This window comes from Pseudomonas abyssi, from assembly GCF_002307495.1.
Taxonomy (GTDB): Bacteria; Pseudomonadota; Gammaproteobacteria; order Pseudomonadales; family Pseudomonadaceae; genus Halopseudomonas; species Halopseudomonas abyssi.
In genome coordinates, this window is sequence record NZ_NTMR01000024.1 from 46,943 (window position 1) to 73,906 (window position 26,964).

Genomic DNA, 26,964 nt, shown 5'->3' on the forward strand with positions numbered 1-26,964 from the left:
ATCTCGCGTGAGGTATCAGTCGAGCCGATACTTGTCGTGGCAGGCCTTGCAGGTCTTGCCGACCTCGCCAAAGGCCACGCGGATTTCCGACTGATCGCCGCTTGCAGCCTTTTCCGCCAGGGTGTTGGCGGCGGTGCCCATATTACCGGCCAGTTGCGCGACGTCCTGCATGCTCTCGAACAACGCAGGGTCGACCTTGGTATGCACATCACCAATGTCCTGCTCAGTACCTGGGCCAAACAGCGCACCGATACCCGAGTTGGCGATGGCGGCGATGGTGTTGGCTGCGGCCTCTACCTGCTGCTGGTTGTATTCGACGCTGCCATCAATGACCTGCGCCTTGATCTTGCCCATGTTCCAGGCCATGTAGCTGAAACCGGCCTGACGCAGTTCGATCTGCTTTGCAGGCTCCACGGCGGCGGCGGACAGGCTGCCGGCGAGCAGAGCGCCGCCAACCAGGGTAGCAATCACGGATTTCATATAATCTCCTTATCGGCTTTTTTCTAGGCACTTCACTGCTTGCAGGTACTGATCCCCAACAAGGGGTACAACGGACAGAAGCGCAGCACGCCCGTTGCCAGCGGCACCAAGCCTATCCAGCCCCACAGACCGATGGTGCCGGTCAGCGTCAGGGCAATCAGCAATACGCCCACAAGAATGCGAAGAACCCGATCAATGGTACCTACATTTGCTTTCATGGTTACTCTCCAGAGTGCTCTGGGGCGCGGTTTGCCACCTTGCCCAGGGTGTTGAATGCGATATCGGTGCTGGGGAAAACCTGGCCAATCTGTCGACCAATCCAGTCGGTGTGCTGCAGCTGATCCATCACCGGGCCCTTGACCTCCGCGAGATGCAGGCCAATATCCCGCTCCTTCAGGCCCTCGGTCAGCTCGCTGAGCATGTCCAGTCCGGTGCTGTCGATGTGATTGACGGCCGACAGAATCAGTAACACTTCTCTGGTGTCCGGGTAGTCACCCAGCGCCTGATAAATGGCCTGCTCGACCGCCTTGGTATTGGCAAAGAAGATGTTCTCGTCGATGCGCAGTGCCAGCAGGTGCGGCTCGGTTTCGACCAGATGGCGCTTGGTATTACGGAAATAGTGCGTGTCCGGCACCCGGCCGACCACCGCCACATGCGGGCGGCTGCCGCGCCAGAGCTGGGCAATGATCGAGCAGCAGATACCCAGTACGATGCCCGCCTCAATGCCCAACAACAGTACTCCCAATGCTGTGCCCAGCAGAGTTAGCCCCTCGGCACGGTCATAGCGCCAGGCCCGACGCAGGCTGGCCAGGTCAATCAGTGGCACGACCGCGACCAGAATCACGGCGGCCAGCACCACCTGGGGCAACCAGGCAAGCATGGGTGCCAGGCTGATCAGAATCAGACCGATTACCGCCGCCGAGATCACACCGGCCAGCGGAGTATTGGCGCCTGCCTCGATATTCACACTGGAGCGCGAAAAGCCGCCACACACGGCAAAGCCACCGCTCAACGCCGCCCCCAGGTTGGCCGCGCCAAGGCCCAGCAGCTCGCGGTCCGGGTCGATGCTTTGGCGCTTGCGCCGGGCCAGCGACTGGGCGATGGACACACTTTCGACAAAGCTGACCAGGCTGATCAACACCGCCGGCAGCAACAATGACCGCAGGCTGGCCATATCCGGCGTCTGCCAGACCAGTGCCGGCAACCCCGCCGGGATACTGCCCACCACCGGCACTCCCTGCGCCGCCAGGTCAGCACGCCAGGTGACCAGCACACCCAGGACCACCACCACCAGCGGCGCCAGCTTGGCCAACAGCCCGGCCAATGCCGCGCTCAGCCCGATACGCTGCAGCTGAGCAGCCAGACCGTGACGCGCATACAACAGCCAGCCCAGCGCCAACAGCCCCATGCCCAGCACCACCGTATTGCTGCGCTGCCAGCCGGCCAGCAGCGCGGCGGGGCTGTCCGGCCAGCCGGGCAGACCAAACAGCTTCGGCAGTTGGCTGAGCACAATCAGAATCGCCGCGCCGCTGATAAAGCCGTTGATCACCGGGTGACTGAGAAAGTTGGCCAGAAAGCCCAGACGCAGCAGACCAAAGGCAAACAGCATGACGCCCGACAACAGCGCCAGCCAGATCGCCAGCTGCAGATAATCGGCAGAGCCCGCTACGGCTAGCGGCGAGAGCAGCGTGGCCGTCATCAATCCCGTCACCGCTACCGGCCCCACCGACATGGTCATGCTGCTGCCAAACAATGCGTACCCCAGCAGCGGCAGCAGGCTGGCGTACAGACCAATCTGCACCGGCAGACCGGCCAGCATGGCATAAGCCATGCTCTGCGGAATGATCATGATGCCGACCACCAGGCCAGCGGTCAGATCACCTCCCAGCCAGGCGCGACGATACTGGCGCATCCAGCCGAACAGCGCATTGCTGCCCGGCGGCTGCAGACGCGGTGATTCACTCACGCTGTCACCCTGCGGTCGTATTGGGCGAACAGCCACATGCCGAGCAGCATGGCGGCAACCAATAGCAGCGCCTGTGGCATGAGTGCGGAGGCGGCGACCAGCGCCGGGCCGGGGCAGAATCCCGCCACGCCCCAGCCCGCGCCAAACAGCAGGCTGCCGAGCACCAGCCGACGGTCGATGATGCGGCTGGTCGGCAATTGCGCCTGCTCACCCCGCAGGGTAATGCCGCGGCGTTGTATCCACTGCATCGGCACGAAGGCAACGGCCACCGCGCCCGCCATGACCAGCGCCAGCGACGGGTCCCAGGCGCCCGCCAGATCCAGAAAGCCCAGCACCTTGGCCGGGTTGGCCATGCCCGAGATCAGCAGGCCGAAACCGAACAGCAGGCCGCTGGCCAACGCAATTAGTCCACGCATGATTCAGCCTCCCAACAGATGACGCAGCACGAACACGGTGACAAAGCCCGCGCCCATGAAACTCAGCGTGGCCACCAGCGAGCGCGGCGACAGCCGTGACAGCCCGCAGACGCCGTGACCGCTGGTACACCCCGAGCCCAGCCGCGAACCAAAGCCCACCAGCAGGCCGCCGACGATCAGCGCGAGCGGGCCGGCCTCCACCTGCACGCGGATCTCGCCTGCCACGGCCAGATAGATCCAGGGTGCCAGCAATAATCCGAGTACAAACAGCAGTGCTTCGCCGTTACCCGCCTGCGGTGTCAGCAGCCGCCCGACCAGCCCGCTGATGCCGGCAATGCGGCCATTGAACAGCATCAGCAATGCCGCCGCCGCGCCAATCAGGGCGCCGCCCAGCAACGCCGACCACGGGGTAAAGGCCATCCAATCAATGCTCATCAGCAGACTCCTCGGCGCAATAAAGGCCATACAGGGTATGCAGAATAGCCAGCGCTTCCTGGCTGGCGACGCGGTAATACACCTGCTTGCCCTCCCGGCGGGTATCGACCAGCCCCTCACGGCGCAATACCGCCAGTTGCTGCGACAGGGTCGGCTGAACGATACCCAGCAGCTCCTCCAGCTCACCGACATTGCGCTCTCCGTCCACCAGTTGGCAGAGCAGCAGCAGACGGTCACGATTGGCCAGCGCCTTGAGCAGTTGATGGGCCTGATCGGCGGAGCTGCGCAGGCGCTGGATATCACTTTGATTGTTCATACAGCTGTACGATCTCTTGCAACACTCTATTGACTAACAATATATAAAAAAATAGATTGTTTGCAAGCAAGCCCACGGAAATGGAGCCACAGATGAGTGAAGACCGCGTAGAAGTCACCCTTGAGCAACAACAGGGCTATCGCTTTGAAGCCCGCTTCAGCAACGGCACGCCGCCGCTGATCACCGACGAGCCCGCACCGCTGGGCGGCAATCAGGGTCCCAGCCCCGCGCAGTTGCTGGTCACGGCACTAGGCAACTGTCTGAGTGACAGTCTGATCTTTGCCCTCGGCAAGTTCCGCCAGCCCAATGACGGTATCCTTACCGAGGCGGTGGGCCTGATCGGCCGCAACGAGCAGAACCGCATGCGGGTTGTCGGTGTCGAGGTCACCCTGCATCTGGGCCACCCGGCAGGCAGCTTCGAGCGGCTGGACCGCATCCTTGATCAGTTCGAGCAGTTCTGCACCGTCTCGCAGAGCGTTGCTGCGGCACTGCCGATCAAGCTCACCGTGCTCGACAGCGACGGTCAGGTACTCAAGAGCTGAACAACCTGAATTCGAGCAGCGTCTGCACCAGCGTCGCGTTGGCGATGTCGATAAAGAAGGCACCGAGCAGCGGGATCACCAGATAGGCCTTGGGGCTGGGACCGTAGCGGCTGGTCAAGGCATCCATATTGGCGATGCCGACCGGCGTGGCGCCCAGCCCCATGCCGATAAACCCCGCGCTGATACAGGCCGCGTCGTAATTGCGGCCCAGCAGCGGGAAGACCAGAAAAACGGTAAACAGCGTGATGACCACCGCCTGAATCAGCAACATCGCCCCGATAAAGCCAAAGGCGCCTTGCAGCGACAACAACGGCAAGCTGATCAGACTCATGCCGAGAAACAGCTGCAGGCTGAGGTCGCCGACCAGCTGAATCGGCCGTGCATCCACCTCCACGCCGGCCAGATCCAGACCATTGGCTAGGACAATGCCAAGGAGCATCGAAGTCAGAAACGCAGGCAGGCGCAGCCCTAGCCCGGATAGCCAGTCGTAAACGCTGGCACCCAGGGCAAAACACAGCGCAATCAGCAGCACCGCCGTGAGCAGGTGATCCAGATCGATCATGTAGGTGGTCTTGCCATGCGCCTCGACGTGCGGCAGCTCGCTCTCCGGCTGACTGCTGAGCAGTTGATGGCGACGAATCAGCCAGGCCGCCACCGGCCCGCCCAGCAGCCCTCCGCTGATCAAACCGGCGGTCGCCATTGCCAGCCCCAGGGTGCTGGCGTTAGCCAGCTGAAAGTGTTCCTCGAACAACTGTCCCCATGTGAGTGCGGTGCCGTGGCCGCCGGCCAGCGAAATACTGCCGCCAATCAGCCCCACCAAAGGGCTTTCGCCCAGACCCAGCGCCAACAGCGTACCCACCAGGTTCTGACACAGCAGAAACACCACAGCCAGCCCCAGCATAATCGCCAACGCCCGCCCGCCGGCCAGCAACTGACGCAACCGCGACGACAGCCCGATAGTGCTGAAGAAGGCAATCAGCAACAGGTTGCGCAGCTCCAAATCGAACTGAATTTCACGACCAGACAGCAACTGCATCACCGCCACCAGCGCACTGATCGGCAACCCGCCACTGACCGCAGCCGGGATGTTGTAACGGCTGAGCAAACTGACCCGCTGGTTGATCCAGTACCCCAGCCACAGCGCAATCACCGTCAGCGCGAGGGTCGTTGGCGTGTTGATCAGCAGAGCAGTCTGTTCCATGACAGGTCTCGGGTTGGTGGCGTGGGGCAGCAGGGGATAAGCATATACGCAGGGACAGGGAGGCGCTCAACCCTTGGGTTCCCAGACGCAGACGGGCACGGCATGCCGTGCCCCTGCGATGCGCGCTCTAGTTAGCCAGACGTGAAGCGCGCACGGACCAACTCCCGTTTACGCGGGCGAGTAGCGCAGGGCTGACGGGAAAACGATGGGCGAGGTGTCTGAGGAGCAAAGCGACGAGTTTTCGCCCATCCCCGTCAGACCGAGCAACGCAGCGAACCCGAAGGGCCGCGTAGCCGGGTGCCCCGGGGGGATTGAGGGGCAGTAATAGTCAACTCCACATGCCCTCTGGCGTTCCGGCCGGGCTGCAATCAAGGCGTGGTTTCGAAGGCATGTCTAGACCTGTCGAGAAATCACAACGCAGAGTGCAGCCCGGCCGGAACGCCCCGCAGGGCGGGCGCTCAAGCATGCATCTGCTGCGTTACGCTGCTTGCCAATAGAACCACTATTGGCTGCACATCGCGCCTTGCATCTGCACGCTTGAGCACTCGCAGAGGGCGTGTGGAATTGGCTATTACTGCCCTTGGGGGGCTGGGCAAGCAGCCCCCCTTGGCTCGCCGCGAAGGCGAAAAGCGAACCTGACCAACACAGGGAGTGCTGATGAAAACAAGGCGCTCACACACAAAACCCAACAAAAACGCGCAGCAAAATATTCGCTTAAGCCGATCTTAAGATTCACCCGCCATTCTCCTCCCCAACATGAGGAGGAAGGCCATGTCACAGACCCCGGTTCCACAGGCTCGACAACTCGCCCGCCTGGGCGATGACGCCGCCCTGCTGCACGCTCCCCAGCACCCAGACTGCACGCTGCGGTCGCGGCTGGAGAGCTTTGTTCACGATTGTTTTGCCGACACCTACGGCGCCAACGTCCGCCAGTTCATGCCGGAGCTGCTCGGCCTTTGCCAGCAGGGCGCATTGCAGGCCGGTGTGGGTATCCGCGGCGGCGCCAGTGGCCCGCTGTTTCTCGAACACTATCTGGATCAGCCGGTGTGCGACGCCATTCGTCAGCACACCGACCTGCCGGTAAACCGCGAGCAGGTGGTGGAAGTCGGCAATCTGGCCGCACTGGCTCCCGGAGCCGGGCGCCTGCTGATCATCGCGCTGACCCACTACCTGGCGACCAGCGGGTACACCTGGGTGGTCTTCACCGGCACACCGATGCTGCTCAACAGCTTCCAGCGCCTGACCCTGAGCCCGATTGATCTGGGCCCGGCCGACCCGCTGCGCCTGGGGGAAGCCCGCCTGGAGTGGGGCAGCTACTACGCCACCCGCCCCCGGGTAATGGCCGGCTATATCCCCGAAGGCTTCAACCAGCTGCAGCGCCGCGGCCTGTTCGAGCGCATGCGCTACCAACCCGATTACCTGCAAACCGGCCTGGAGATCGCTAATGATTGCGCCTGAGACGCTCTGGCACAGCCTCGACCGTTTCGCGGCCGAGCGCCCCAACAAGCTCGCGCTGAGCGACGAGCAGGGCAGCATCAGCTACGCCGAGCTGCCCGCCGAGATCCAGCGCCGGGCCGAGCACCTGCGCGCGGTCGGCTGCCGCTGCGTGGCGCTGGCCCTGCCCAACGGTCGCGAGTGGCTGTTGTGGGATCTGGCGATTCTCAAGGCCGGCCTGATCTGCGTGCCGATTGCGCCGTTCTTTACCCGTCAGCAGCGCGAGCACCTGCTGCGCAGCGCCGGCGTCGACACCGTGCTGGGCATGGCCGACGACAGCGCCGAGCTGCTGGCACAGGGCTTTGCCGCCACTTCGCTGGGCTGGCAACGGGCACCGATGGGCGTCGGCATCCCGGCCGGCACCGCCAAGATCACCTTTACCTCCGGCACCACCGGGACGCCCAAGGGCGTCTGTCTGTCTGCCGAAGCCATGCTGCAGGTCGCCGACAGCCTGCGTGAGGCCTGCTCGCCGGTTGATCCGCAGCAGCACCTGATTCTGCTGCCGCTGGCCGTGCTGCTGGATAATCTGGGCGCCATCACCGCGCTGCTCAACGGCGCCAGCATCAGCGTACCGACCGACACCGGCCTGCAGGGCGCGCAGATCAATCCGGCCCGGCTGCTGACGGTGCTGAACCAGAGCCAGCCGCACAGTCTGATTCTGGTGCCGCAGCTGCTGCAGGGTCTGCTGCAGGCCGCCGACGCCGGAGCGCCACTGCCGCGCAGCCTGCGCTTTGTTGCTGTCGGCGGTGGCCGGGTTGCACCATCATTGCTGGAGCGGGCAGCCAGACACGGCTTGCCGGTGTTCGAGGGCTATGGCCTGTCCGAATGCGCGTCGGTGGTCTGCCTCAATCGTCCGGGCTACAACCGCCCGGGCACCGTCGGCCAGCCGCTGCCGCATGTACAGATTCGCCTTGCCGATGACGGCGAGATCTTGGTCCGCGGCGCCCGCGCGCTGGGCTATCTCGGCGAGCCGCCGCTGACCGCCGACGAGTGGCCGACCGGTGATATCGGCAAGCTGGAGGATGGCTACCTGAGCATTCTCGGCCGCAAGAAGAACCAGTTCATCACCGCCTATGGCCGCAACGTCAATCCCGAATGGGTCGAGGCCGAGGTCGCCGCCCATCCGGCGATTGCCCAGGTGCTGGTGTACGGCGAGGCGCTGCCGGTCAACGTGGCACTGATCGTGCCACGCAGCCCGGCCTTCCGCGTAACCGATATCGAAGAGGCGATCGCCCAGGCCAACAGTCGCCTGCCCGACTACGCCCGCATCGGCCCCTGGCTGACCGCCCGCGAACCCTTTACCCCCGACAACGGCCTGCTGACCAGCAATGGTCGCCTGCGTCGTGAGCAGATCATTGAACACTACCGTGCGGCCCTGCTGGGCCTGCTGACCGAGGACATTGCACTATGACTTTCTTTGAACAACTGCAAAGCGAAACCGTAAACGAACGCGAATACCTGTTCAGCTCACCGCTGATCCAGGCCGCCCTGCGCGGCGAGGTACAACGCCACAGCTACATCGCGTTTCTGGCCCAGGCCTTCCATCACGTGCGTCACACCGTGCCGCTGCTGATGGCCTGCGGCGCCAGGCTGGACAGCGACCACGAATGGGTGCGCGAGGCCATGGCCGAGTACATCGAGGAGGAAATCGGCCATCAGGAGTGGATTCTCAACGACATCCGCGCCTGCGGTGGCGACGCCGAGGCGGTCCGCCACAGCACGCCGGCGCTGGCCACCGAACTGATGGTCAGCACCATGTACGACCGCATCAACCGGCTGAATCCCATGTCCATGCTGGGCATGGTGTTCGTGCTCGAAGGCACCAGCATCGCGCTGGCCACCCAGGCCGCCGGCAGCCTCAAGGAAGGCCTCGGCCTACCGCCGCTGGCATTCAGCTACCTGACCTCGCACGGCTCGCTGGATCTGGAGCACATGAAGTTCTTCGAGCAACTGGTCAACCGCATCGACAACGACGCCGACCGCACCGCCGTGCTGCACACCGCCAAGGTGATCTACCGGCTCTATGCCGACATGTTCCGCAGCCTGCCGGGCTCGGTCGAGGAGGAGGTGCGCCATGCAGCTGTCGGCTAGTCGTGTACTGCTGACCGGCGCCACCGGCGGCATGGGCCGCGCCATCGTAGCCGCGCTCTGCGCGCGCGGGGCGCAGGTGCTGGTGGTCGGCCGACAAGATAAGGCCCTGCAGGCCCTGGTGGAGCGCAATCCGTCCCAGGTCAGCTGTCTGCAGGCCGATCTGCGTCAGCCGGCCGACCGCGCCAGCGTGCTGCGCCGGGCGCAGCAGATGGGAGACATCAACCTGCTGATCAACGCCGCCGGCATCAACCACTTCGGCCTGTTCGAGAACATGCAGGAGCAGGCCATCAATGATCTGATCGAGACCAACCTGACCGCCACCCTGCAGCTCACCCACGGCCTGCTGCCGCTGCTGCGCAGCCAGCCGCAGAGCTGCGTGGTCAATATCGGCTCGACCTTCGGCTCGATCGGCTACCCCGGCTTCAGCGTCTACTGCGCGACCAAGTTCGCCCTGCGCGGCTTCTCCGAAGCACTGCGCCGCGAGCTGGCCGATACCAATGTCGGCGTTCTTTACCTAGCGCCGCGGGCGACCCGCACCGAGATGAATAACGCGGCGGTCGAGGCGATGAACGCCGAACTGCAGGTCAACATGGACAGCCCCGAGCTGGTCGCCGAGCGATTGGTTCAGGCGCTGGATGCCGATCTGCGCGAGGTGCATCTGGGCTTTCCCGAGCGCCTGTTCGTGCGCCTGAACGGGATTCTGCCGCGGCTGGTCGACAAGGCCCTGCGTCGCCAACTGCCAACCATCCAGCACTACGCCACCCCCGCTGCCCACACCAAGGAGCACTGATCATGTCCATCTGGATTCGTTATCTCGTTGCCGGCCTGCTGGCCGGCTTCAGCCTGAACATCCTTGCCGCCGATATCGCTCCGCTGCAGCAACGCTGGGCGGAAATTCAGTACCAGCTGCCGGAAGACCAGAAGGCGGACGCCTTCGAAGCCCTGGCCGCCGAAGCCGAGCAGGCGCTGGCACAGGAGCCCGATGACGCCCCGCTGCTGATCTGGCGCGGCATCATTCTCAGCAGTTGGGCCGGCGCCGACGGCGGCCTGGGTGCGCTGGGCAAGGTCAAGGAGGCCAAGAGCCTGCTCGAACACGCCCTGCGAGTTGACCCGCAGGCCCTGCAGGGGTCGGCCTACACCAGTCTGGGTGCGCTCTACTATCAGGTGCCGGGCTGGCCGATCGGCTTTGGCGACGACGAGCAGGCCGAGGCGCTGCTGAAGCAGGCGCTGGCACTGAATCCGGACGGCATCGACAGCAATTACTTCTGGGGCGATTACCTGATCGATCAGAAGCGCTATGCTGAAGCCCGCGCCGCGCTGCTCAAGGCCCAAGCCGCTGCCCCGCGCCCGGACCGTCCGCTGGCCGATCAGGGCCGTCAGGCCGAGATCCGCGCACGATTGGACAAGATCGCCAACAGGTAACCCATGCGACTGCTGCTGGTTGAAGACGATAGCTCCCTCGCCGAGGGCATTCTTACCTCGCTCAAGGGCGAGGGCTATACCCTCGACTGGCTGCAGGACGGCGCCAGCGCACTGCATGCCCTGAGCAGCGAGCCCTTTGATCTGGCCATTCTGGATCTGGGCCTGCCGCGGATGGACGGCCTGCAGGTGCTGCGCGAGCTGCGCGACCGTCATCAGGCCGTGCCGGTACTGGTGCTGACCGCCCGCGATGGCGTGCAGGACCGCATTGCCGGCCTGGATGCCGGCGCCGACGATTACCTGATCAAGCCGTTCGACAGCGCCGAACTGAAGGCCCGCATCCGTGCCCTGCTGCGGCGCAGCGCCGGGCGCGCCGAGCCGCTGATCCAGCTGCGCGGCGTCACCCTCGACCCGCAACGCCAGCAGGTCAGCTTCGAAGGCCGCAACGTCAATCTGTCGCGCAAGGAGTTCATCCTGCTGCATGAACTCATGGCCCAGCCGGACCGGGTGCTGACCCGTGATCGGCTGGAGCAGGCGCTCTACGGCTGGAATGAGGAAGTCGACAGCAACACCCTGGAAGTCCATATCCACCACCTGCGGCGCAAGCTGTTCAGCGGCCTGATCCGCACCCTGCGCGGGGTCGGCTACATGATAGAGCGCGACGCATGAAATCCATCCGCAAACGCATTCTGATCCGCGTGCTCGGCCTGCTGGTCATCGGCACCCTGATCATGGGCTGGGCCAGCCACCACGACTCTACCCACGAGGTCGAAGAGCTGTTTGACGCTCAGCTGGGGCAAAGCGCGCGGGTACTGATCGGCCTGCTTGGCGCATCGCAAGGGCAGATGTCGACTGAACAACTGGCCCAGGCACTGCTGGAAACCACCGGCGAGCACCCCAAGCTCGGCCACCGCTATGAGAGCAAACTGGCCTTTCAGGTGCGCAACGCCAGCGGCACCGTGATCGCCCGATCGTTCAACGTGCCACCGCTGACCGACGCCGACTGGCAGCCGGGCTTTGCCGATCTGCAGCAAGACAACCGCCAATGGCGTGGCTACGTGCTCGACTCCCACGAGAGTGGGCTGGCGGTCTGGGTGGGCGAGCGCAGTGATGTACGCGGCGAGCTGGTCGACAAGATCGTGCGCGGCACGCTGGTGCCAGACCTGCTGGGTATTCCGCTGATGGTGCTGCTGGTGTGGTTTGCCATCGGCTCCGGGCTCAAGCCGCTGGACGAGCTGGCGCGGCTGATCCGCCTGCGCGAACCCAACAGCCTGCAACCCATCGTGCTCAGTGATCTGCCCAGCGAGCTGGAACCGGTGCAGGCCGCGCTGAATCGCATGCTGGAGCAGCTGCACCAGTTACTGGCCCGCGAGCAGCGCTTTATCGCCGATGCCGCCCATGAGCTGCGTACCCCGCTGGCGGTACTGAAAATACACGCCGAAAACGCCATGCAGGCCACTGACCCGGGCGAACGCGAGCAGGCGCTACAGCATCTGCGCCAGGGCGTCGAACGGGCCACCCGACTGATCTCGCAAATGCTGACACTCGCCCGGCTGGCCGATGATCAGCAGCGCCAGCGCAGCCCGGTCGCCTTGCTGGAAAGCTGCCGCGATGAAGTCGCCGAACTGCTGCCGCTGGCGTTGCGGCGCAATCAGGAGCTGGAGCTGATCAGCGACAGCGGCTTGCCGGCACAGGTGGAGATGGAGCCGGGCAGCCTCGGCATGCTGCTGCAAAATCTGGTCGGCAATGCCATCCAGCACGCGCCGGACGGTGGCCGGGTGCTGGTCAGCCTGCAACGCCGAGCCGATCAGTTGCTCTTGCGGGTCGAAGACAGCGGTGACGGCGTACCCAAGGGTGACCGCGAGCGCCTGCTGGAGCGCTTCCACACCCAGGGCAACAGCCAGGGCGCCGGGCTTGGCCTGTCCATCGTGCAGCGCATCATCGAGCGCCACCAGGGCAGTCTGTTACTCGGTGACAGTCCACTCGGCGGCCTGCTGGTGCAGATCAGCCTGCCCATCGAGCTGCCTGCGACCGGTTGATTGCGCATCATCACCCAGGCGCTGCGCACTGGCGTGCGGCGGCCACTTGGCCGATACTCCTGCGCACTTGAACAGCAGCCCAATAACAACAGGAGATCCGACCCATGACCACCTCGCGCTTCGACCTGACCGGCAAAACCGCCCTGATTACCGGCGCCTCCAGCGGTCTCGGTGCCCACTTCGCCCGCGTACTGGCTGCCGCTGGCGCACGCGTGGTGCTGGCCGCCCGCCGCGCCGATCGCCTGTCCGCGCTGGTGGACGAGCTCAAGCAACAGGGGCATGAGGCGATGGCGGTCACCATGGACGTAACCGACGCCGACAGCGTCGACGCCGGCTTCAGCGCTGCCGAGCAGGCCTTCGGCGTGTGCGACATTCTGGTTAACAACGCCGGGATTGGCGATCCGGTGCCCTTCCTGAACATGGACGAAGGCAACTGGCGCAGCATGCTCGACACCAACCTCGACGGTGCCTGGCGCGTCGCCCATCGCGGCTGCAAGGCGATGGCCGGCAGCGGCCAGGGCGGCAGCGTGATCAACATTGCCTCGATTCTCGGCCTGCGCGTCGGCAAGGCCCTGGCCCACTATGCCGTCGCCAAGGCCGGTGTGGTGCAATTGACCAAGGCCATGGCGATGGAACTGGCGAAGAACGGTATCCGCGTCAACGCCATTGCCCCCGGCTACTTCCGCACCGAAATGAATTCTGACTACTTCGATACCGAGCATGGCCAGACCTACGTGCGCAGCAAGGTCCCGATGGGCCGCCTGGGGCAGCTCGACGAACTCGATGGCCCGCTGCTGCTGCTCGCCAGCGAGGCGGGCTCCTTCATGACCGGCACCATCATCAACGTCGATGGCGGCCACGTAAACAACAGCCTCTGAAAAGCCCCGCCGGCGGCTGGCTCACAGCCGACCAAACCGCTATGGTCAAGGGTGCAGCTTCTGCCAGCGAGTCCAGATGACAGCACCCATGACCACACCCGAGCACACCCGCAACGGACGCATTGCCCTGCCCTTGGGCATGCTGCTGTTGACGCTGTGTTTTCTCTACCTGGGTATCAGTGCCTGGCAGGAACGCGACCGTACCTGGCGCGCGCAGCAATACGGCCGGGCCGAAGCGGCACTGCGTGACCTGCAGCAGGAACAGCAATCCCTGCGCCTGCAGGCTCGCATCGCCGCTTTCAGTCTCAGCGAGGACCCGGACACCCTTCGTCTGCTGCGCCGCATCAGCTATCTGGTCAGACTGCATGGCCTGCAAGATCCGGAAGTTGCGCGCCTGCGCAGCCAGTTGCAAGACGACCTGGGCGGCTTCTGGCAACTACTGCAGCAGGCCGGTGCCAAGGAACTGCAGATTCACCTGGCACCCGATGGCGTGGCGCTGCTGCGCATGCAGCGCCCGGAGCGTTGGGCCGACCCGCAGGACGCCCGGCGTTCATTGCTGCGCCGCAGCCAGCAAGAGGGCGCGACAGTCGACGGCTTGGCGCTCTATCCAGAAGGAGCCAGCGAGAGCGCAGTGGTCCCGGTGTTTGCCAGCCAGGCACCCAACAGCCGGGTGATCGCCACCTTGCAGGTCGGCTTTTCGGTCTTTGCCCAGCACCGTGACGATGGCCAACAGGCCCTGGCACTGCTGGTGCGACCCGCCGACAAGCTCGCCAGCACGCTGCCCAGCGTGCAAGCTGACCGCTGGCTGCTGGCCGACAGCCCCGGGCCAGTCAAGCTCGATGTTCTGCGCCGGGCCGCCCAGGCCCTGAACGGCGCCAACGGCCCACAACTGTTCAGGCACGATGATCGCGTCTGGCTGGCCGACCTGTTGCCACGGGCCGCGTACCGGGTTGAACCCAGTGCCGGACTCGACGACGCCGCTGTGCTGCTGTGGCGCGACATCAGCGACGCCTACGCCGACCACCGCAACGCCTTGCTGCGCCAGGCCGGCAAGTGGCTGCTGGCCTGGCTGGTCGCCATAACCCTGTTCACCCTGCTGTTGCTCTACAGTCGCAACACTGCCCGGCGGCAAATGGCCCAGCACGCTGAGGCCATCGATGCGCAAAGTCAGCGCCGCGAGCGCGATCGCCGCCTGCTGGAGATCATCAGCCGCTCCCAGTCGGACTACATCCAGCAGAATGACTTCGGCAACGGGCTGCAGCACCTGCTGGAACAGATTCTCGCCCTGACCCACTTTACCCGCGCCGACTTTCTGCAACCGCAGCCAGACGGCGACGGCAACCAGCGCCTGCACACGCTGAGCAGCACCAGCAGCGAGCCCCTGCCCGAAGCGCTGCAGCCCGGCCTGCAACGGGTGCTGCGCGACGCTCACCCCGAGCAGACCACCGCCAACCCGGACAAAGGCGCCCCCAGGAGCCTGATGCTGCCGCTGATCTTCGCCGGTCGGCAGCTGGGGGTGCTGCTGCTGTCCGGCGGCGAGCACCCCAGAGACCCGGCGCTACGCAGTTTTCTTGCCCCGCTGCAGACAGCACTCGGCCAACTGCTGCACGCCCAGCGCCAGCAGCAGGACAACGAGGCGATGCACCAGCGCCTCGAACGCCAGCGTCAGGCACTGCGGCAGCTCAACCGGCTGGCCGCCGACCCGGGTCTGAGCTTGCAGCAACGGCTGGTGCAGCTGCTGGATCTGGGCTGTGACTATCTGCGCCTGGACCTCGGCTTGGTCAGCCACATTCATGACGACCGCTATCGCGTCGAGGCCGCCAGCAGCAGCGAAGACGCACCGCCCGTCGGCACCCTGTTCGACGTTGAACAGACCTATTGCAGCCTGACCTGGCAAGCCAGCGACGTGCTGGCCATCGACCGTATGGGCCAGTCGCGTTTTAGCGGCCACCCCTGCTATAGCCAGTTCGGCCTGGAAAGCTATATCGGCGTGGCCCTGATCGTTGGTGGCCAGCGCTTTGGCACACTCAACTTTTCCAGCGCCAGCCCGCGTGCCCAGCGCTTTGATGAAGCCGATACCGACTTTGTCCGCCTGTGCGGGCGCTGGTGCGCCGGCCTGCTGGAGCAGGCTGCCGCCCAGCAGCAACGCGAGGCGCTGTTGCAGCGCTTCCACAAGCTGACCCTGCACCTGCCCGGCATGGTCTATCAGTATCAGGTCGATAGCAGCGGACACAGTTGGTTTCCGTACGCCAGTGCGGGCATCGCCAATATCTATGACCTGACGCCCGAGCAGGCCGCACTGGACGCGCAACCGGCGATTGACCTGATCCACCCCGACGACCAGTCGCAAGTGCAGGCAGATATCCAGCGCTCCAGTGTCGAACGTTCCGAATGGCGTTCCGAGTACCGTGTGCGCCACCCCAGGCTGGGCGAGATCTGGGTGGCCGGCTACGCCAGCCCGGAGCCACTGGAGAATGGCGACCTGGTCTGGCACGGGTTTATCGCCGACATCAGCGAGCGCAAGCAGATCGAACAGCGGCTGAACGAGGAGCGCGCGCGGCTGGCGCGGATCATTGATGCCACCCATGTCGGCACTTGGGAATGGCGCCTGGACGACAACACGTTAGAAGCCAGCCTGCGCTGGTACCAGATGCTCGGCTATTCGCCCGAGGAGTTGGCACCGCTGTCTATCGACACCTGGACCAACCTGATGCACCCGAACGATGTGCCAAGCATCCGCGCGCAGCTGTACGACCACCTGCGCGGTGGCAGTGACCACCTGAGCTACCTGTGCCGCGCACGGCATCGCGATGGCCGCTGGATCTGGGTACAGAGTCAGGGCCAGGTGACCGAACGGGACGCGGCAGGACGCGCCCTGGCCATGAGCGGCATTCACAGCGACGTCAGCGCCGAAGTGCGCGCCAGCGAAGAGGTGCGCGAAGCACGTACCTATCTGAGCGCCGTGATCAACGCATCCACCGAAGTGGCCATTATCGCCACCGACCCGGACGGCCTGATTACCCTGTTCAACAGTGGTGCACAGCGGCTGCTGGGCTACAGCAGCAAGGAGGTAGTCGGCAGCGCCACGCCAATGCAGTTCCATCTGCCAAGCGAGTTAGCCGCACGCAGCAGTCAGCTCAGCGCCAGCAGCGGACAGCCGATCGAAGGCCTGGAAATCTTTCTGCACGAGCCTCGCCAGGGCAAGTCCGATGTACGCGCCTGGACCTATGTGCGCAAGGACGGCCGTGAACGCCAGGTGCGCCTGACGGTCACCCGCATTGCCGACGACAACGGCCAGTTGATCGGCTTTCTCGGCATGGCCAGCGATATCACCGAGCTGATCTATACCAGCCGGGCGCTGGCAAACAGCGAGTCACGCTATCGTGGCATGGTCAGCAACCTGCCTGGCGCGGTCTATCGTTGTCACGCCAACGAGAACTGGACCATGTCCTACATGAGCCAGGAAATCGAGCGTATCAGCGGCTACCCCGCAAGCGACTTTATCAACAACGCCCGGCGCAGCTACGCCAGCATTATTGTCCCCGAGGACCTGCCTCTCACTCTGCAGTGCCTGGCAGTGACGCCGGACAACCCCAACTTTGAACTCAGTTACCGACTTATCCACGCCGACGGCCACCAGGTTCAGGTGCGCGAGAAGGGGCGCGGCGAGTTTGCCGCCGACGGCCAGCTGCGAGGGTTTGACGGCTTTATCTGGGACGCCACCGAGCAGGCCCGGGTGGAGCAAATGAAGAGCCAGTTTGTGTCGACCGTCAGCCATGAACTGCGCACACCGCTGACCGCCATCATCGGCTCCCTCAGATTGCTCCACGGCGGCGCACTGGGTCAGGTACCCGAGAGCATGCAGGGTCTGCTGGACATCGCCGTGCAAAACAGCGAAAACCTGCACCGGTTGATCAACGACCTGCTGGACATGGACAAACTGAACGCCGGCAAGCTGCAGATTGAGCTTGTCCGCCAGCCCCTCGAGCCCCTGCTGCAACAGGCACTGCAGCTGAACCAAAGCTATGCTGCTCAATACAACGTACAGCAAGAGCTTGGACGTGTGGACGCGGTCGAGGTCAACGTGGATGCGCAGCGCCTGGGGCAGGTGCTGGCCAACTACCTGTCCAATGCGGCCAAGTTCTCCAATGCCGGCGACGCCATCACCCTGAGCGCCGTGGCAGAGAACGGCTGGGTAGAGATCAGCGTGGAGGACCGGGGTATCGGCATACCCGAGCAGGAGCAGCCGCGGATCTTTGACAAGTTTTTCCAGGTCGACAGCTCCAACACGCGCAAGCGCTCCGGCTCCGGCCTCGGGCTGGCCATCAGCCGCGAGCTGGCTCGCCGCATGGGCGGCGATGTCGGTTTTGTATCAACCGCCCGTGTCGGCTCGCGTTTCTGGATCCGCCTGCCCCTGGCCGATGTCGCCGCAGACGACCTGCGGCAGCTACACTGACGGGCAAGCCAAGGAGTCTACGTGAGCGACCACCAAAACACCGCAGAATACAGGGAAGCACGACGGCTGGAAGCCTTGGCGCGGCTGCAGATTCTGGATACACCCAGCGAGCAGGCGTTTGACGACCTGACCGGGCTGGCCGCGCGCTGGCTCGACACGCCCATTGCACTGGTGTCGCTGGTCGATGATCAGCGCCAGTGGTTCAAGAGCCGCGTCGGTCTGGCGGCCGAACAGACACCCCGCGAGCTGGCATTCTGCGCCCATGCCATTCAGGCACACGAGCTGTTCGAGGTGCCCGACGCCGCCCGGGATGAGCGGTTTTGCGACAATCCGCTGGTCACCGGCGAGCCCAACATCCGCTTTTACGCCGGTATGCCGATCGCCAGCCCGGACGGCGAGCTGGTCGGCACCCTATGCGTCATCGACCGCGTCCCGCGTGAGCTGTCCGAGGTCCAGCAGGACACCCTGCGCCGCCTGGCACGCACCGCCGAGCTTCAACTGCAGCTGCGCATCAGCCTGCTGGAAAGCGAACAACGCGCTACCGAGCTGGAGCACCAGCAGGCGCTCAACCAGCGCCTGCTCGACTCAATCACCGCAGGCGTCGTGGCCTGCAACGACACTGGAGAACTGACCCTGTTCAACAACACCGCGCGGCTCTGGCACGGCACCGATGTGATGAAAATACCCGCCAGCGAGTGGGGCCTTTACTACGACCTGTATGAGCCAGACGGCCAGACGCCTTTGGCTATCGAGGCCATTCCGCTGTTGCGCGCCTGGCGCGGCGAAGCGGTCGAGAATACCGAGATCAGCATCGCCGCCGTCGGTCAGCCGCTGCGCCAGGTGTTATGCAGCGGCGGCCAACTGTACCCCGAGCACGGTGGCCCCGGTGCCGCTATCGTAGTGATGCACGACATCACGGAAATCCGCCGGGCCAGCAACCTGAAAAGTGAGTTTCTGGCTACCGTCAGCCATGAACTGCGCACCCCTTTGACCGCTATCAATGGTGCCATCGGCCTGCTGCGCAGTGGCGCCATCGGCAACCTACCTCCGACCAGTGAGCGCCTGCTGCGTATCGCCCAGGAGAACAGTCAGCGCCTGGGCGAGCTGATCAACGACCTGCTGGACATGGAAAAGCTCGAAGCAGGCCAGTTAGACCTGCAGCTGAAGCCGCAGCTGCTGCGCCCGATTGTGCAGAACGCGCTGGAGATCAATCAGCCCTACGCCAGGCGCTATCAGGTAAGCTGGCAACTGGAGTCGGGTGCCGCCGACCCCATAGTGCGCGTCGATGAACGACGTTTGCAGCAGGTGCTCAGTAACTACCTGTCCAATGCGGCCAAATTTTCCCATGCCGGCGGGCTGATTCAGGTCCAGCTGCTCATCGAGGGTGACGAGGTTGAGGTGCAGGTCGTCGATCAGGGCATCGGTATCGCCGAAGAACAACAGCCCCTGCTGTTCAACAAGTTTATCCAGCTGGACAACAGCAATGCACGCCAGCGTGGCGGAACCGGGTTGGGGCTGGCAATCTGCAAGGAACTGGTGGAACGCATGGACGGACAAGTCGGTGTCCGTTCGCGTGAAGGGGCAGGGTCGTGTTTCTGGTTCCGCCTGCCCTTGAGCCGGGCCGTGCTGTGAGGCGCAACACCCCAGCATGGCCAACAATCCACATTCAGGAGACAGGCATTAGATGACCGCACTTGAACGCATCATGCATATCGAAGACGACCCATCCATCCAGGAGGTCGCCCGCGTCGCCCTGGAAGTCGTTGGCGGCTTCACCGTGCGCAGCTGCGATTCCGGCGCCGCCGGTGTTGCCGCCGCCGACAGCTTCGCGCCGCAGCTGGTCCTGCTGGACGTGATGATGCCTGGCATGGACGGCCCGCAAACCCTGACAGAATTACGTAAACTGCCGATCATGGAAGGCATACCGGTGATCTTCATGACCGCCAAGGCGCAAACCCAGGAAGTCACCGCCTATCGGGCGCTCGGCGCAGCAGGCGTCATTATCAAGCCATTTGATCCGATGACCCTGTCTGAGCAGGTACGAGAAATCTGGGAGCAGCAGCATGCCTGATACCCCTCAGCTGCAAACGCAGCTAGACGCCATTGAGGCGCGCTTTCGACAGCGACTCGACGACGAGCTGGATACCCTGGACGCACTAAGTGCCCAACTACAGCAAAACCCCGATGCCCTGCCTAACCTGCGTGACCGACTGCACAAGCTGGCCGGCTCGGCCGGCACCTTCGGCTATGTCGAGCTGGGCGTCTTGGCCCGAGACCTCGAAGAGCAAGCCCAGCAGCAGCTCGAGGCTACCTGCCTCGACCCCCAGGCCCTCATCGCGCTGACCAAAGCGGGTGCGCAGCTGCGCCCGCTGCTGCAGCGCAGCGAACAGCGCGAGGCACAGCCCCAGCAGCTGGACGCCGGTAGCCCCGACGACGATCGGCATCGGCGCATCGGCTTATTGATCGAGGACGCCGGACTGGCCCGCCAGATGGCGCAGACGCTGGACAGCTTCGGCTACCAGGTCATCCCTTTCGCCACGCCGGCTGCCGTACAGGCCGCCCCCTCTCTGGATGCACTGATCATCGATACCAGCCCGCCCGGCAACCGGCTACTCGAACACCCGGTATTCCAGCAGGCGCCCGGGCAACTGCCGCCGCTGCTGATCATCAGCTCCCTCGACACCTTCAGCAGCCGGCTGCAGGCGGTGCGCGCCGGTGCAGTGGGATTCTTCACCAAGCCGGTCGACCTGCCACTGCTGGAGCGACGGCTGGAACGCGACTTCAGCAGCCAGCAGGGCGGCCCTTTCCGCGTACTCATTGTCGACGACGATACCGAACTGACCGCCCGCTACCAGCTGGTGCTCAGCAACGCCGGTATCCGGGTAGACACCGTCTCCGACGCCAACCTGCTACTGGACAAGATGCACAAGTTCATCCCTGAAGTCGTGCTGATGGACCTGAACATGCCCGAGTACAGCGGCCCGGAGCTGGCCCAGGTGATCCGTCTGGACGATGACTGGCTGCGGGTGCCGATTGTCTACCTGTCTGCCGAAACCAATGCCGAGCGCCAGATGTCGGCCCTGCTCAAGGCCGGCGATGACTTTATCACCAAGCCGATCAGCGACAGCACCCTGCTGACCACGGTCTACGCCCGCGCCCAGCGCGCACGGATGGTCAGCGACGCGCTCGCCCGCGACAGCCTGACCGGCCTGCTCAAGCACGCCGATATCAAGGAGCAACTGGAGCTGGAGGCGGAGCGCGCCAAGCGCTCCCAGGCACCGGTCAGCGTCGCGATGATCGATATCGACCACTTCAAGAACGTCAACGACAGCTACGGGCATGCCTGCGGCGACAACGTCATTCGCGCGCTCTCCAACATGCTGCGCCAGCGTCTGCGCAAGGTCGACCGACTGGGCCGCTACGGCGGCGAAGAGTTTGTTGCCGTGCTGCCCGGCTGCAGCAGCAAAGATGCGACCCAGTTGCTCGAAAGCATTCGCGAGGCCTTCAACGCGCTGCAGTTTTCCTCGGGCGGGCAGCAATTTCACTGCAGTTTCAGCGCCGGCATCAGTGCCTGTGAGGCAGACGCCTGGGCCGACGAAGAGCTGCTTGAGCGCGCCGACCGCGCGCTTTACCGAGCCAAACAGAGCGGCCGGAATCGGCTGTGTCGTGACGACGGAGTGCCTGATTGAAGGTATTGATTGTCGAGGATGACCCCTGGATTGCCGAGCTGTTCAGCCTGGTGATTCGCGACCTGGATGCCAACACGGATGTAACCCTGTTCGCCAGCGCCGTCGCAGCACACAACTATCTGCGCGATACCACCCCGGATCTGCTGATCGCCGACCTCAACCTGCCAGACGGCAGCGGGCTGGATGTCGTGCGTACGCTGGCGCGCAAGGCGCCCGCCAGCCTGAGGCTGCTGACCACCGCCAACATCAGTCGCCAGCTGGTGCTGGACGCCCGCGCTGCGGGCATAACCGAGTTCATCGCCAAGCCATTCAAAGTCGATAACCTGCGCGGCCGCCTCGCGCGCCTGTTCAGCACCGAGACCGAGCTGACGGCAACCGCCGGCATGGCCAGCATTGGCGATCTGCCGAGCTTTCTTCAGGTCCGTCTGCAGAGCCCCCTGCGCCTGGCCTGGAGCACACCAGCGCGCCAGCAGCAGGCCGCCGCCAGCGCTGCTAAACTGGACCGCGCCGGCTTTATCCAGTTGGCTGAGGCCGAGCCGCTGCTCACCGTTGTGGCTCTTAACCGGGCCAATCGCCAGCTGGAGCGCGGACGCGACACCTGCCTGAGCCCAGAGGATGTCTGGGAGCGCCTGGGCCAGACCGCCTGCCGCGAGCTGGTGCAACGTCTGGCACAGGCTCGTATAGCGCTGGAGCACCCGCTGCTGCAGCAACTGGCGAGCGACCTGGCTGGCCAACAGCAACGCCTCGGCGAGGCGCTAACCCGGCTGGGCGCAGAACGCACAATACCCGCCGGCGCGCTGCGCACCACCCTCACCTGCAGCCGCTTGGGTGAGCTGGCGGTTATCAGCGCGATCCAGCACTTTCTCAACTACGGTCAGCAGGCCGACGAGGCCAGCATGCGTGAGCTGATCAACCAGCACGCCTCGGCCTTCGGCAACAGCATCAAGATCCAGCAGCAGCTCCCCTTCCTGCTGCGCGAACTGACCGGCGCACTCTTTCATCTCCCCGCCACAGGCCTGCGCAAGGATCGCATCCTGCTGCGCATCGCCGCACTGGAAACCGGCTTTGCCAGCCCGGAGCCGGCCCAGCTTGAGCAATTGCGGAGACTGATCAAGCTGAGCGCTACAGCCGCTGTCGACATCCCGCCCGCTGACGCCTAAATGGCGCAGCGCCTGGTCCCGCGGAATTATTGGAGCTCATACCGGTCTCTTGCATAGCATCCTGATTGGCGCGCCGGCTGCGCTGGCTGGCCTCTGCGCCGGCCCTCATTGGCTGAAGCAGCATTACGGCCGCGCCGCAAACCTCACCATCGAGAGGACCGCACGATGAATTCAGACGTTGACAGCAGCATCCCTTCGATTGGCCTGGGCACCTTTCGCCTCAAGGGCGAGGATGCCTACAACGCTGTGCGCACCGCGCTCAAGCTGGGCTACCGGCATATCGACACCGCGCAGATCTACGACAACGAGCAGGACGTGGGCCGCGCCATCGCCGATAGCGGCCTGCCCCGTGAAGAGGTGTTCGTCACCACCAAGATCTGGACCGACAACTTCGCCGAGGGCAAGCTGATCCCCAGCCTGCGCGAGAGCCTGGACAAACTGCAATTGGAGCAGGTGGATCTGACCCTGATCCATTGGCCATCGCCCGGCGGCGCGGTACCCATGCAGGTGTACCTGAACCAGTTGATGGAAGCCCGCGAGCAAGGCCTGACACGACTGACCGGGGTATCCAACTTCACTATCGACCTGCTCAACGAAGCATTCGAGCTGGTCGGGCCGGATAACATCGCCACCAACCAGGTGGAGATTCACCCCTTCCTGCAGAACCGCAAACTGGTCGAGTTTGCCCGCGAAGAAAACCTGCACCTGACCGCCTACATGCCACTGGCCGTCGGCAAGGTGATGCAGGATGAAACCCTCGACCGCATCGCCGAGGAGCACGGCGCCACACCCCCTCAGGTGGCCATGGCCTGGCTGATGCAGCAAGGCATCGCGGTGATTCCGTCCTCCACCAAGCGTCTGCATCTGGAGAGCAACCTGGAAGCCGAGCGCGTGCGCCTGAGCGCCGATGACCTAAACTTCATCGCCCGGCTGGACGCGGGCGGGCGCATCGCCAACCCGGACTTCGCCCCCGAGTGGGATTGACCCCCGCACGCTGCCCCCACCTGCCGGTGGGGGCAGACAGGTCAGTCTCCGCCCCCGCCGCAACCGCCATCCCCGCCTGACGACTCACCACCGCAGCCACCGCCACAGCCCGAGCTGCAGCCAATATGCCCCGCACAATAGTCATCACCCGGCGAGCGCTTGCAATCAAGCGCGTAGCGAAAGCCATCAGCAATGTTCAACTGTGCATCAATGGCAAACAGCAGCGGCAGACGATGCGCCGCACGCGGCTGCATGCCCTCACGCAGGCACGACAGCCGCCAGGCCGTCTTGATACCGACCTGGGCGCTGGTGGGCGAGCGCATGGCTTCAGCCGGGGTATGGTGCAGGAAGCGGCCAAGCGCCTTGCCGCAGAAATGCTCGTACTTGCGGGTAAACAGGATGAACTCGTGCCAGGCGACGTCCACGGCCTGGGATGGCATCGAGACCATGCGCCGACCGGCCATGTTGCACAGGTGGAAATACTCACGCAGCCCCTGCATGACCCGCATCACCTCGGCGTCGTTCAGGTGCGGATAGGTCTTGCCGACTTTCGCCGCAATTGATTCGGGAAAACGGTAGCTGTCGATCAACCGCTCGCGTCGGGCCTGGCGTGCCTTGCGGTAGGCCATATACAGCACAAACAGCACAATCGCCGCCAGTGCCAGGGGAATCAGGTTGTCAGCGCGCATACAATGGTCCGTCCTTGTCCACAGGATGACCGCAGCATAACCGATGCACGCAGCCTGTAGCGGCTCTGGCTACTCAAGGGTACAAGGTGGCCGAGGCTTTAGCCTCCACCACCTTGCCATCCCCTCAGCGATTCTCCTGCAGCCAGCGGCCCAGCACGCTGCGTTCTTCATCGTTCATGCCGCTCATATTGCCCAGCGGCATGTAATGCGTCGCTACCGCCGCCTGGTAGACCTTGTCGCCGTACTGCTTCAGGTGTTCCAGGCTGTCCAGGACGATGCCGGCCGGCGGGGCCTGGAAGGCCGGGCTGGTCGGCGTGGCGGCGTGGCAGGCCTGACAGTGGGTGGCCAACAGCTGGCTGATCTCGGCGTTGGTCACCGGAGTCGGTGCCGCCGCAGCGCCTTCACTGTCGGTCTGCGCCGAGCCGTGACTGTGGGTCGCCACGGTAGAAGGGGCGCTCGGCGCCATGGCCCAGATCAGGGCGACGGTGGCCAGCGCGCTGACAACCAGAATCGACGGCTTGAACTGGCCCTGATTGCGCAGGTTGAAGAAGTGCCGCGCGTAGGCCGTGATCGCACCGATCGCCGCCAGCGCCAGCCAGCCGTGGGCATGGGCATAGAACATCGGGTAGTGGTTGCTGATCATGATGAACAGCACCGGCAGGGTCAGGTAGTTGTTGTGGCGCGAGCGCAGCATGGCGCGCTGGGCCAGCATGACGACCTCTGCACCCGGTTTCTCGCCACGGGCCACCGCATTCACCAGCGCGCGCTGGGCCGGCACGATCCCGAGGAAGACGTTGCCGACCATGATGGTGCCGATCACCGCACCGACGTGAATGTACGCTCCGCGACCGGCAAACACCTGATACAGGCCGAAGGCGACCGCCACCAGAATCAGATACAGCACCACGCCGAAGGCCATGCCGTTGCGCGCCAGCGGGCTGCGAATCAGCGCCTCATACAAAGCGACGACCGCCACCAGCGTGCCCACACCGATGGCGACAGCGCCGGCACCGCTGAGCGCCAGCTTGCTCGGATCGATCAGGTAGCCGGGGTTGCCCATGTAATACACCACGGCCAGCAGCGCCAGACCGCTGAGCAGGGTGCTGTAGGCCTCCCACTTGAACCAGTGCAGGTCGGACGGCATCTGTTCGGGGCCGACTTCGTACTTGGCCACCTCGTAGAAGCCGCCACCGTGGATGGCCCAGAGGTCACCCTTGATGCCTTTCTGCTTCTTCCACGCCGGCGGCTCGCGCAGGTTGTTGTCGAGCCAGACGAAGTAGAACGAAGCGCCGATCCAGGCGACCCCGGCAATCACGTGGAACCAGCGGATGATCAGGCTGAGCCATTCAGACAGGTAGACCAGCATGGGCTGCTCCTTGTACGGCGTCGCGGTCGTAACGGCACTGGCCGGCGATGTAGGTGCGACGGATGCTGCGGTCGTCGCCGAGGATCATCAGGTCGAACAGGATGCCCGACAGATCGCGCTCGGCGCTGTGCTTGAGTTGCTGAATCGGGCTGGCGGCACGGTCGATGATCAGAAAGTCCGCCATCTTGCCGGGTGCCAGGTTGCCGGTCTCGGCCTCCTGATGCAGCACCCTGGCGTTGCCGAGGGTCGCCATGTAGAACGCCTGGAACGGGTTCAGGCTCTGGCCGCGCAGCTGGCAGACCTTGTAGGCCTCGGCCATGGTGACCAGCATCGACAGGCTGGTGCCGCCGCCGACATCCGACGCCAGGCCGACCTCGACATTCGCCGCGCGGGCGCTGGCCAGATCGAACAGGCCGCTGCCGAGGAAGGTGTTGGAGGTCGGGCAGAAGGCGATGCGGGTGCCGGTTTCGGCCAGCCGGGCGCGGTCGGCATCGTCAATATGAATGCCGTGCGCCAGCACGCTGCGCGGGCCAAGCAGGCCAAAGTGGTCGTAAACGTCCAGATAGCTGGCGCGGTCCGGGAACAGCTCGGCAATCCAGGCAATCTCGGCCTTATTCTCGGCCCAGTGGGTCTGCATCAACAGGCCCTCGGCCTCGGTCATCAGCTTGCCGGCGTAGGTCAGTTGCGCCTGGGTCGAGGTCGCGGCAAAACGCGGGGTCACGGCGTAGCGCTGACGGCCGGTACCGTGCCAGCGGGCGATCAGCTCGCGGCTCTCCTCATAGCTGGCCTCGGCGGTGTCGCGCACGCCGTCCGGGGCGTTGCAGTCCATCATCACCCGGCCGGTGGTAATTGCCATGTTGTACTCGTGCGCAGCGCTGAACAGCGCTTCACTGGCGACCTTGTGCGAGGTGCTGAACACCAGCGCCGAGGTGGTGCCGTGCGCCAGCAGCAGGTCGAGGAAGACCTTGGACTGTTTGGCCGACCAGTCGGCGTCGGCGAAGCGCGATTCGGTCGGGAAGGTATAGGTTTCCAGCCACTCCAGCAGCTGGGTGCCGTAACTGGCCATCACCGCCAGCTGCGGCATGTGTACGTGGGTATCGATCATGCCGGGCAGAATCAGCCCCTCCGGCGAATGCTCGACCGCGGTACCCGCCGGCAGGGTCGGCAACAGCTCGGCGGCGTCACCCACCGCCTGCACCCGGCCATCGGCAACCACCAGCAGGCCGTCGCTGAAGTAGCTGTAGCTGGCCGGATCGGGCGCACCGAGGCCCGGTTCGGACAAAAAGTGCAGCAGTGGGCCGCGGAAGGCCGACACGCCAACGGCATCAGAGTTGGTCGTCATC

Annotated in this window: 25 protein-coding genes; 15 read left to right on the forward strand and 10 right to left on the reverse strand. The window is 64.5% G+C overall.

Annotated elements, in window-relative coordinates; genetic code table 11:
- Nucleotides 1–15: 15 nt before the first annotated feature.
- The 6 genes from CNQ84_RS16360 to CNQ84_RS16385 are packed head-to-tail and all read right to left on the reverse strand — an operon-like array spanning nt 16 to nt 3,613.
- On the reverse strand, nt 16–480 hold the full coding sequence (locus CNQ84_RS16360; protein WP_174704269.1) for a c-type cytochrome: 465 nt from the start codon (nt 478–480) through the stop codon (nt 16–18).
- A 32-nt stretch (nt 481–512) separates the two neighbouring features.
- The gene (locus CNQ84_RS16365; RefSeq protein WP_096005911.1) at nt 513–698 is read right to left on the reverse strand and encodes a YgaP family membrane protein; all 186 of its coding nucleotides are present in this window, start codon (nt 696–698) and stop codon (nt 513–515) included.
- Between the two features lie 2 nt (nt 699–700).
- Nucleotides 701–2,446 carry a SulP family inorganic anion transporter gene (locus CNQ84_RS16370; protein WP_202974647.1) on the reverse strand — a complete coding sequence of 582 codons (1,746 nt, stop codon included), beginning with the start codon at nt 2,444–2,446 and terminating at the stop codon, nt 701–703.
- A complete protein-coding gene (locus tag CNQ84_RS16375; protein WP_096005912.1) occupies nt 2,443–2,862 on the reverse strand; it encodes a DUF6691 family protein in 420 nt (139 codons plus the stop codon). Before CNQ84_RS16375 ends, CNQ84_RS16370 begins: the two co-directional genes overlap by 4 nt.
- A gap of 3 nt (nt 2,863–2,865) precedes the next feature.
- Nucleotides 2,866–3,297: a YeeE/YedE family protein gene (locus tag CNQ84_RS16380; protein ID WP_096005913.1), complete on the reverse strand. Its 432-nt coding sequence runs from the start codon at nt 3,295–3,297 to the stop codon at nt 2,866–2,868.
- Entirely contained in the window at nt 3,287–3,613 is a 327-nt protein-coding gene (locus CNQ84_RS16385) for an ArsR/SmtB family transcription factor (protein WP_096005914.1), read from the reverse strand. The genes CNQ84_RS16380 and CNQ84_RS16385 overlap by 11 nt, the downstream gene beginning before the upstream one ends.
- Before the next feature lie 92 nt (nt 3,614–3,705).
- Here CNQ84_RS16385 and CNQ84_RS16390 point away from each other — a divergent pair, with 92 nt between their 5' ends.
- Nucleotides 3,706–4,155, forward strand: a complete 450-nt coding sequence (locus CNQ84_RS16390; RefSeq protein WP_096005915.1) for an OsmC family protein — start codon at nt 3,706–3,708, stop codon at nt 4,153–4,155.
- Here the strand turns inward: CNQ84_RS16390 and gltS are convergent.
- Nucleotides 4,145–5,356 carry a sodium/glutamate symporter gene (gene gltS / locus CNQ84_RS16395; protein WP_096005916.1) on the reverse strand — a complete coding sequence of 404 codons (1,212 nt, stop codon included), beginning with the start codon at nt 5,354–5,356 and terminating at the stop codon, nt 4,145–4,147. The genes CNQ84_RS16390 and gltS overlap by 11 nt on opposite strands.
- A gap of 771 nt (nt 5,357–6,127) precedes the next feature.
- Here gltS and CNQ84_RS16400 point away from each other — a divergent pair.
- The 14 genes from CNQ84_RS16400 to dkgB all read left to right on the forward strand — a co-directional run bounded on the left by CNQ84_RS16400 (nt 6,128) and on the right by dkgB (nt 23,566).
- Complete coding sequence (locus CNQ84_RS16400) at nt 6,128–6,814, forward strand: thermostable hemolysin (protein WP_096005917.1); 687 nt, start codon at nt 6,128–6,130, stop codon at nt 6,812–6,814.
- The gene (locus CNQ84_RS16405; RefSeq protein WP_096005918.1) at nt 6,801–8,261 is read left to right on the forward strand and encodes an AMP-binding protein; all 1,461 of its coding nucleotides are present in this window, start codon (nt 6,801–6,803) and stop codon (nt 8,259–8,261) included. Before CNQ84_RS16400 ends, CNQ84_RS16405 begins: the two co-directional genes overlap by 14 nt.
- A complete protein-coding gene (locus tag CNQ84_RS16410; protein WP_096005919.1) occupies nt 8,258–8,941 on the forward strand; it encodes an iron-containing redox enzyme family protein in 684 nt (227 codons plus the stop codon). Before CNQ84_RS16405 ends, CNQ84_RS16410 begins: the two co-directional genes overlap by 4 nt.
- A complete protein-coding gene (locus CNQ84_RS16415; protein WP_096005920.1) occupies nt 8,925–9,731 on the forward strand; it encodes an SDR family oxidoreductase in 807 nt (268 codons plus the stop codon). The genes CNQ84_RS16410 and CNQ84_RS16415 overlap by 17 nt, the downstream gene beginning before the upstream one ends.
- Nucleotides 9,732–9,733: 2 nt before the next feature.
- Nucleotides 9,734–10,363 carry a tetratricopeptide repeat protein gene (locus CNQ84_RS16420; RefSeq protein ID WP_096005921.1) on the forward strand — a complete coding sequence of 210 codons (630 nt, stop codon included), beginning with the start codon at nt 9,734–9,736 and terminating at the stop codon, nt 10,361–10,363.
- A 3-nt stretch (nt 10,364–10,366) separates the two neighbouring features.
- The gene (locus CNQ84_RS16425) at nt 10,367–11,029 is read left to right on the forward strand and encodes a response regulator (RefSeq protein ID WP_096005922.1); all 663 of its coding nucleotides are present in this window, start codon (nt 10,367–10,369) and stop codon (nt 11,027–11,029) included.
- A complete protein-coding gene (locus CNQ84_RS16430) occupies nt 11,026–12,399 on the forward strand; it encodes an ATP-binding protein (RefSeq protein WP_096005923.1) in 1,374 nt (457 codons plus the stop codon). The genes CNQ84_RS16425 and CNQ84_RS16430 overlap by 4 nt, the downstream gene beginning before the upstream one ends.
- Before the next feature lie 104 nt (nt 12,400–12,503).
- Nucleotides 12,504–13,277 carry an SDR family NAD(P)-dependent oxidoreductase gene (locus tag CNQ84_RS16435; protein WP_096005924.1) on the forward strand — a complete coding sequence of 258 codons (774 nt, stop codon included), beginning with the start codon at nt 12,504–12,506 and terminating at the stop codon, nt 13,275–13,277.
- Nucleotides 13,278–13,353: 76 nt separating this feature from the next.
- Nucleotides 13,354–17,733, forward strand: a complete 4,380-nt coding sequence (locus CNQ84_RS16440) for a PAS domain-containing protein (RefSeq protein WP_096005925.1) — start codon at nt 13,354–13,356, stop codon at nt 17,731–17,733.
- Nucleotides 17,734–17,754: 21 nt separating this feature from the next.
- Nucleotides 17,755–19,365, forward strand: coding sequence for a GAF domain-containing sensor histidine kinase (locus CNQ84_RS16445; protein WP_096005926.1), 1,611 nt, complete (start codon nt 17,755–17,757; stop codon nt 19,363–19,365).
- Nucleotides 19,366–19,417: 52 nt separating this feature from the next.
- Nucleotides 19,418–19,804, forward strand: a complete 387-nt coding sequence (locus CNQ84_RS16450; protein WP_096005927.1) for a response regulator — start codon at nt 19,418–19,420, stop codon at nt 19,802–19,804.
- The gene (locus CNQ84_RS16455; protein WP_096005928.1) at nt 19,797–21,422 is read left to right on the forward strand and encodes a diguanylate cyclase; all 1,626 of its coding nucleotides are present in this window, start codon (nt 19,797–19,799) and stop codon (nt 21,420–21,422) included. Before CNQ84_RS16450 ends, CNQ84_RS16455 begins: the two co-directional genes overlap by 8 nt.
- Nucleotides 21,419–22,582: a response regulator gene (locus CNQ84_RS16460; RefSeq protein ID WP_096005929.1), complete on the forward strand. Its 1,164-nt coding sequence runs from the start codon at nt 21,419–21,421 to the stop codon at nt 22,580–22,582. Before CNQ84_RS16455 ends, CNQ84_RS16460 begins: the two co-directional genes overlap by 4 nt.
- 165 nt (nt 22,583–22,747) lie before the next feature.
- Nucleotides 22,748–23,566 (forward strand): 2,5-didehydrogluconate reductase DkgB, encoded by an 819-nt coding sequence (gene dkgB, locus CNQ84_RS16465; RefSeq protein WP_096005930.1) that lies wholly within the window; start codon nt 22,748–22,750, stop codon nt 23,564–23,566.
- Between the two features lie 41 nt (nt 23,567–23,607).
- Here the strand turns inward: dkgB and CNQ84_RS16470 are convergent, their stop codons facing one another.
- The 3 genes from CNQ84_RS16470 to guaD form a co-directional block, all read right to left on the reverse strand.
- Nucleotides 23,608–24,255: a glycine-rich domain-containing protein gene (locus CNQ84_RS16470; RefSeq protein ID WP_096005931.1), complete on the reverse strand. Its 648-nt coding sequence runs from the start codon at nt 24,253–24,255 to the stop codon at nt 23,608–23,610.
- Between the two features lie 124 nt (nt 24,256–24,379).
- Nucleotides 24,380–25,621 (reverse strand): urate hydroxylase PuuD, encoded by a 1,242-nt coding sequence (locus tag CNQ84_RS16475; RefSeq protein ID WP_096005932.1) that lies wholly within the window; start codon nt 25,619–25,621, stop codon nt 24,380–24,382.
- Nucleotides 25,602–26,963: a guanine deaminase gene (guaD, locus tag CNQ84_RS16480; protein ID WP_174704270.1), complete on the reverse strand. Its 1,362-nt coding sequence runs from the start codon at nt 26,961–26,963 to the stop codon at nt 25,602–25,604. The genes CNQ84_RS16475 and guaD overlap by 20 nt, the downstream gene beginning before the upstream one ends.
- Nucleotide 26,964 lies beyond the last annotated feature (1 nt).

Bases quoted from the DNA above. Each gene is read 5' to 3' on its own strand.
- dkgB (WP_096005930.1), top strand. From the start codon at position 22,748: ATGAATTCAGACGTTGACAGCAGCATCCCTTCGATTGGCCTGGGCACC.
- CNQ84_RS16470 (WP_096005931.1), bottom strand. From the start codon at position 24,255: ATGCGCGCTGACAACCTGATTCCCCTGGCACTGGCGGCGATTGTGCTG.
- CNQ84_RS16420 (WP_096005921.1), top strand. From the start codon at position 9,734: ATGTCCATCTGGATTCGTTATCTCGTTGCCGGCCTGCTGGCCGGCTTC.
- CNQ84_RS16410 (WP_096005919.1), top strand. From the start codon at position 8,258: ATGACTTTCTTTGAACAACTGCAAAGCGAAACCGTAAACGAACGCGAA.
- CNQ84_RS16430 (WP_096005923.1), top strand. From the start codon at position 11,026: ATGAAATCCATCCGCAAACGCATTCTGATCCGCGTGCTCGGCCTGCTG.
- CNQ84_RS16375 (WP_096005912.1), bottom strand. From the start codon at position 2,862: ATGCGTGGACTAATTGCGTTGGCCAGCGGCCTGCTGTTCGGTTTCGGC.
- CNQ84_RS16400 (WP_096005917.1), top strand. From the start codon at position 6,128: ATGTCACAGACCCCGGTTCCACAGGCTCGACAACTCGCCCGCCTGGGC.
- CNQ84_RS16455 (WP_096005928.1), top strand. From the start codon at position 19,797: ATGCCTGATACCCCTCAGCTGCAAACGCAGCTAGACGCCATTGAGGCG.
- CNQ84_RS16440 (WP_096005925.1), top strand. From the start codon at position 13,354: ATGACAGCACCCATGACCACACCCGAGCACACCCGCAACGGACGCATT.
- CNQ84_RS16365 (WP_096005911.1), bottom strand. From the start codon at position 698: ATGAAAGCAAATGTAGGTACCATTGATCGGGTTCTTCGCATTCTTGTG.
- CNQ84_RS16405 (WP_096005918.1), top strand. From the start codon at position 6,801: ATGATTGCGCCTGAGACGCTCTGGCACAGCCTCGACCGTTTCGCGGCC.
- CNQ84_RS16390 (WP_096005915.1), top strand. From the start codon at position 3,706: ATGAGTGAAGACCGCGTAGAAGTCACCCTTGAGCAACAACAGGGCTAT.
- guaD (WP_174704270.1), bottom strand. From the start codon at position 26,963: ATGACGACCAACTCTGATGCCGTTGGCGTGTCGGCCTTCCGCGGCCCA.
- CNQ84_RS16415 (WP_096005920.1), top strand. From the start codon at position 8,925: ATGCAGCTGTCGGCTAGTCGTGTACTGCTGACCGGCGCCACCGGCGGC.
- CNQ84_RS16475 (WP_096005932.1), bottom strand. From the start codon at position 25,621: ATGCTGGTCTACCTGTCTGAATGGCTCAGCCTGATCATCCGCTGGTTC.
- CNQ84_RS16385 (WP_096005914.1), bottom strand. From the start codon at position 3,613: ATGAACAATCAAAGTGATATCCAGCGCCTGCGCAGCTCCGCCGATCAG.
- gltS (WP_096005916.1), bottom strand. From the start codon at position 5,356: ATGGAACAGACTGCTCTGCTGATCAACACGCCAACGACCCTCGCGCTG.
- CNQ84_RS16380 (WP_096005913.1), bottom strand. From the start codon at position 3,297: ATGAGCATTGATTGGATGGCCTTTACCCCGTGGTCGGCGTTGCTGGGC.
- CNQ84_RS16450 (WP_096005927.1), top strand. From the start codon at position 19,418: ATGACCGCACTTGAACGCATCATGCATATCGAAGACGACCCATCCATC.
- CNQ84_RS16360 (WP_174704269.1), bottom strand. From the start codon at position 480: ATGAAATCCGTGATTGCTACCCTGGTTGGCGGCGCTCTGCTCGCCGGC.
- CNQ84_RS16435 (WP_096005924.1), top strand. From the start codon at position 12,504: ATGACCACCTCGCGCTTCGACCTGACCGGCAAAACCGCCCTGATTACC.
- CNQ84_RS16425 (WP_096005922.1), top strand. From the start codon at position 10,367: ATGCGACTGCTGCTGGTTGAAGACGATAGCTCCCTCGCCGAGGGCATT.